This window comes from Nostoc sp. FACHB-892 (genome assembly GCF_014698795.1).
GTDB lineage: Bacteria > Cyanobacteriota > Cyanobacteriia > Cyanobacteriales > Nostocaceae > Nostoc.
Genome location: NZ_JACJTR010000119.1, coordinates 1 through 5,317 on the forward strand (window position 1 = coordinate 1; position 5,317 = coordinate 5,317).

General features: G+C 41.0%; 5 protein-coding genes. 2 read left to right on the forward strand and 3 right to left on the reverse strand.

Annotated features, from left to right (window positions below; genetic code table 11):
* Nucleotides 1–327: 327 nt before the first annotated feature.
* On the reverse strand, nt 328–1,278 hold the full coding sequence (locus H6G96_RS39980) for a hypothetical protein (RefSeq protein ID WP_190920112.1): 951 nt from the start codon (nt 1,276–1,278) through the stop codon (nt 328–330).
* A gap of 174 nt (nt 1,279–1,452) precedes the next feature.
* Between H6G96_RS39980 and H6G96_RS40895 the strand changes: the two genes are divergently transcribed.
* Nucleotides 1,453–1,797 carry a helix-turn-helix domain-containing protein gene (locus tag H6G96_RS40895; RefSeq protein ID WP_199339890.1) on the forward strand — a complete coding sequence of 115 codons (345 nt, stop codon included), beginning with the start codon at nt 1,453–1,455 and terminating at the stop codon, nt 1,795–1,797.
* Nucleotides 1,798–1,949: 152 nt separating this feature from the next.
* Nucleotides 1,950–2,525, forward strand: a complete 576-nt coding sequence (locus H6G96_RS40900) for an IS630 family transposase (protein WP_199339891.1) — start codon at nt 1,950–1,952, stop codon at nt 2,523–2,525.
* 13 nt (nt 2,526–2,538) lie between these two features.
* On the opposite strand, the gene H6G96_RS39990 is transcribed toward H6G96_RS40900, so the two are convergent.
* Together H6G96_RS39990 and H6G96_RS39995 are read right to left on the reverse strand one after the other, a co-directional pair.
* Nucleotides 2,539–3,003, reverse strand: coding sequence for an ASCH domain-containing protein (locus H6G96_RS39990; protein ID WP_190920114.1), 465 nt, complete (start codon nt 3,001–3,003; stop codon nt 2,539–2,541).
* 154 nt (nt 3,004–3,157) lie between these two features.
* The gene (locus tag H6G96_RS39995) at nt 3,158–4,144 is read right to left on the reverse strand and encodes a homocysteine S-methyltransferase family protein (protein WP_190920116.1); all 987 of its coding nucleotides are present in this window, start codon (nt 4,142–4,144) and stop codon (nt 3,158–3,160) included.
* Nucleotides 4,145–5,317 lie beyond the last annotated feature (1,173 nt).

The following is a 5,317-nucleotide window of genomic DNA, read 5'->3' on the forward strand; positions in this document are numbered from 1 at the left end:
TAGGAGATGTTAGACCAGCAGCAACCATGATTGTTGCAGGGCTTTCAGATCCGAGAATGCGGATTGAGATAGAGGTGACAGCAAAAAAAACTAAGGGCTAGGTTTGAGGAGCAATTTTGTGACAAATCACGTAACCTCTTGGCTACTCGTATTGTTGAGAAACACACCCTTGTGTTTGAGTTTGGGGGAAACCTTGTTAAAGAATTGCTCAGTACCCTAACGATTGATGAGCGTTGCGGGGTGACGCTGGAATTTGAAGACGCAAGCCCTGACACATTAAACAAATTGCGATTGCACTTAATACAACTTTCAACACAACCAACAATGTTATCTAAAGCACATCATAAACCTTTCACTTCCAATCCCACTAATCAGCAACCGCTCTTTTTTATTATTCAGTAATTGTTGAGTCCAATCGGTAAACCCACCATCTACAAGAAAATATTCTGTTCCTGATGAGTTACGACCATAAACATGGAATCCAGCACTATCATAATAACCACGACCGATTTCACGTTCCTGATCAAATGTAAAGGTGACTTGTGGATATTGGGCGGCGAGTTTTTCGAATACATTAGCTTGCAGCGCATCGTAGCGAATTTTATCAAAAGCGGTTAACGATACACGCACATCTGCAATCGCAAACTCACTATGGTTAGCTGCTTCAAATAGCTGGAAATAAAATTCCAAATGTTCTATGAGGGCATTAATCTCAAAACGATAAGAACCTGTATCACGTCCAGCTGTACAAAGACCGAGTAACCGAAAATGCTGAAATAAATTTGGCCCATTTACTTGCTGGGTGCGTAACACACGATGACTGGCACACAATTTGATGATTTTATGGGCGCGTGTATATCTAGCAGCGCGTCTGCGCTTTGCACACTCTAAAGCCAGAACATTTGTTGCGTCCGCAGTTACTTCAGTATTACGAATAGTGGACAGAACCTTGTTTTGGTTAACTGTTGCTACGACTGAGTGTGTCCCCAGTGGAGAAACTGGTGAAAGTTCTAGTATCTCAAACCCTGGTGGAAGAACGGAATAAGCAAGGCTGTCAAATTCAAGTTGTTGTTGGGGATTTATTTGCGACGGCACTACAAAGCGATTGTTTTCATACTGCTTTAAAATATCGCTAGGTGTGAGGGAGGCTGCACGTCGGCGATAAACTTCAAGTAGAAGAGATTGTAAGTCTGACAAACTCAGCAGATTCGTTAATATATCAAGCAGTTCTGGAGTATCAGCAGCAGCAAGAATGCGCTCAATAATTTTGTCTTGCATATCATACTCTTATTCGTAGAGGTACACTTGGTTTAGTGATCGCCTTGCCAGTCACAATAATTATTAGCGTACCAAGTTAAGAGGATGTTTGAAAAGTTTTAGGAAGTTATACCAATTTGAAAAAAGAATGCGACAGATGGTAAATGTAAGAAAGTTAGCAATTTAGGGTATGTGATGGCAGGCATAACACATATTGAAATCAAAGAAAGTGTGGAGGAACTGGAGGCGTTAGTACGCCAGCAGAAAAATGCTCGACTCAAAGAACGTGTACAAGCACTGTATCTGATTAAAGCCCAACAGTTGAATGTATGTGCGATCGCGAAAACTCTAGGAAGGCATCGGGGCACGGTTCAAAGGTGGTTGGCAGCTTATCGAAATAGAGGAATTGAGGCGGTTGTGGAGTTTGGAACAAGTCCAGGTCGAACACGTATAATACCAAATTGGGCAGTGTCGAGCCTGAAAAAGCAACTCGAACAGCCTGAAGGTGGATTTCAACGTTACACCCAGATTCAACATTAGTTAGATACTGTGTTAGGGGTGCAAGCAGAATATGCAACTGTACATTACTTGACGCGTTACAGGCTCAAAGCCAAGCTTAAAGTTCCGCGTCCGCGTAGCCAAAAGCAGGATTTGGAAAAATTAGAGGCTTTTAAAAAAACCTCGGTGACGACTTGCAATTAATTGCTCAATACAGCGCCATCATGTTACCCCAGTACGAGAATATCCGTTATTTCGTACAAGATGAAAGTCGATTTGGGCTTAAAACCATTGAAGGGCGTAAGATTACTCTTCCTGGAGTTAAGCCTATTAGTGAGTGGCAATGGCAGTTTAAAGCGTTTTGGCTATACGGAGCAGTCGAACCGCTCACAGGTGAAAGTTTATTTTGGCAGTTTTCTCATGTCGATACTGAATGCTATCAGCAATTTTTAAACGAATTCGCTGCCTGTTATCCCAACTCACTCAACATTCTACAAGTTGATAACGGCTTGTTTCATAAAGCTAAACGTTTACAAATTCCAGAGAATATCGTTCTGTTGTTCCAGCCAGCCCATTCTCCTGAACTTAACCCGATAGAGCGCGTCTGGGAACATCTCAAGCAAGACCTGAAATGGGAGTTATTTGATAACCTGGAGCATCTGCGAACCAAAGTTGCTCAACTTCTTGCTGAACTGACTCCTAAAATTGCTGCTTCTTTGACTGGTTATGACTTCATCCTAAATGCCTTATCTGTCGCAAACATTTTTTGAATTGGTATAAGTACTATTTATACACAACCCTAAATCGCTCACAAACTAAAAGCATCTCAGAAGTCGGCTGCTTACCAATCTTAGGTAACACTCGCCAGAAGTACTTCCAATGTTGCGTCTGCCAAGATTCTAGGGATCGATCATCCTCACCCTCTTCAAAGGCAAACTGTGTATCCACTTCATTAAATGCTTGAATTTCTACTTCTATAGTTTCGATAATGCAAAGTGGGTTGTCATTACCATCAAGTACAATTGTTTTTAATCCCACTTTAGGGATTTCTCTTCCCTCTGCTTCCCATTCCCATAAAGCTGAACAAGTTGCAGTTTTAACCCCTTTTAGAATTAACTTTCCGAGTTCATCTGCCAGAGCAGGGTTATCACCAAATTGCTCTGCCTCATAGCCTTCGATATTAGATAAAGCATTTGGAACCGATACTAAGTATACTTGCCAATACTCTTCTAATTGCTCTTTATTCATAAGGTTTCAGTTTAACAGATAATTCCGTATTAACGTAAGGAAGAATCCACCAATAACTTTCTCCGGTATTGGGATGTACGAATGCATACAATCATAACCACTTGTATCTCCAGCCAAAATATTTTGAAATTTAGTATGGATGGCAACATCATAATTAGACCTTTTCTAATCTCATTTGAGATGAGAGATGAGTCCAAAATAATGGCAAGCAAGCTTTACAAATGGCTTCGATATGGCGATGATCTGTGCCACAGCAACCTCCCAAAACATTCAAATTCTTTAACTTACCTTTGAGCGCTTGATAGTGATTACCCAAATCTTCTGGATTGCCAGCATCTAGCGTTTCTGACTCATTCAGTTGGGCATGACTTTTGGTGGATGCATTGGCTCTAATGCCACGAATTCTTTCCAGCCAAGGTTCGTTAGGTAACAGCACTTGTGCAAAGTGGGTAGGATGAGCACAGTTGAGCATATAGTAAACAGACCCTTGATTTGTTGCAGCATCAACTTGGGCGATCGCATCCTTCAATGTCTGACCAGTGGGCAAATTACCATCTGTTTCCACTGTAAAAGAAATCACCACAGGCATTCCTATTAACTGAGCAGCACAAGTAATTCCGATCGCCTCTTCCACATAGTTCATGGTAATTGCCGTCACTAAATCAGCATCGGCATTGTGAAATACTTCTATTTGGGGGCGGTGATAGTCAGCTGCTTCATTTGCTGTCATGGCATTAGCGGGAATATAGCCATCACCACGGGGTCCTACACATCCACTAATTACCATCGGAGTCTGGTCAGTTTCGTATTCCTGACGAATGGTATGCAAAAGGGCGATCGCCTTGTGGTTCATCTCTGCTAAAGCCGTGCTAGAGTACCCCAATTTAGTCCCCCAGTCTGGGTTTGCCCGCCAAGTTGCGCTCTCTAAAATCAGCCCTACCTGATAGTTCCTGGCAAGGGCAGCATAGGTTCGGAAGTATTCCTGAAGTGCTTGATAGCCTGTGTCATTCTTCAACAAATCAAATGCTGCAAAGTCTGGTAAATTCAATCCTTCAAGAAAGATGAGGGTGGTTTCAATGCCACCATCCGTGATGAATAAATCGCTCGATAATTGAGGCAAATTGTTTCGATATTGAGCCATTTTAGTTCTCCTGGGTTAACTAACTATGTTGGATACTGGTTATTACGGTTGCCGCATCATGGGAAAAATACAAGGAGCAGCAAAGTAATGAATAAAAGCAGATGTTCCTTTGCTGTTCTATAACCAGGTTATTCAGTCTACCGTCCTGAAATCGTCCGCAAATCATCTGAGGATCGTTCAGTAGTTTCATAGCGTTCCTTTAAAGCTTGATTAAAGGCAAGATAGGCTCCAGACCATCTTGCAGAAAATTACTCAAATCTCGGCTCAATACCGTATGAACATTGCTGCAATCAGGAGCAAGATGTTTTGTATTAGCGTGTTAAATAGCGCACTTTTCCAGGAATTCTAAATAAGACCTTAAAAATTTATCACTCAGAGGTAGCTACCCCAAGTCGATCCAACCTATGCAGTTCAGTTTACAGCACTTCCGGCTATTAGGAAACACAATTTTACCTATATCCCTTTCCTATCCTAACTTTTGAGACTGTGTGCGTACCTCATAGCAGGCGGAAGTGCTGTAAGAAACAGCAGATTAGGTCAACCAATTTTAAAACTTATAATAGAGCAGGGTTAATTTAGGGAAATATCAATTCATAAGTTGTAACAGCAAGATACAGTTCACATTATTCAGGATGATAACGAAGGATGGTATTTCTATGATAAGAATGGCAAGAAAATTTTTTCTTTTGACTTACCTATAAAATTATTTGAGCTTTATGCCGAGGAAAGTATTTTGTCATTAACACCCGCTCACGATTTGAAAAATGATTTTATGTCGCAAATTCAATTAATAGTAACTCTGGAGAGTCAACCTCGTGTTATGAAACTAAATTTAGATCGAGAGTGGCTTAATAGTATACGTAATACTTATGGTTAAGTTTTTAATAAATTTAATTTACGCCTAATGTGAATTGGAAACGCCTCTTACCCCATAAGAGTTTCTAGATTAGCTGACAATCATTAGCCAAACTTCTGGTCGCGGTGGGTAAAGCGGATTTGGCTATTTCTGATTGCTTTTACTGTAAAGGTATGGCCGACGATAAATATAATCTGTGAAATTAGGAAGCCGGAGAAGTATTATTGGTATTGGGTTGGATAAAAGTTGCTTTCCAAACTCGTTCAAAAGGCTGACCAATTTTACGGTAGAGCGATCGCACATCCTCAGCAGTGACA

Excerpts from the sequence above, each read along its gene's own strand:
- H6G96_RS39990 (WP_190920114.1), bottom strand. The coding sequence starts at position 3,003 with ATGAATAAAGAGCAATTAGAAGAGTATTGGCAAGTATACTTAGTATCG.
- H6G96_RS39980 (WP_190920112.1), bottom strand. The coding sequence starts at position 1,278 with ATGCAAGACAAAATTATTGAGCGCATTCTTGCTGCTGCTGATACTCCA.
- H6G96_RS39995 (WP_190920116.1), bottom strand. The coding sequence starts at position 4,144 with ATGGCTCAATATCGAAACAATTTGCCTCAATTATCGAGCGATTTATTC.
- H6G96_RS40895 (WP_199339890.1), top strand. The coding sequence starts at position 1,453 with ATGGCAGGCATAACACATATTGAAATCAAAGAAAGTGTGGAGGAACTG.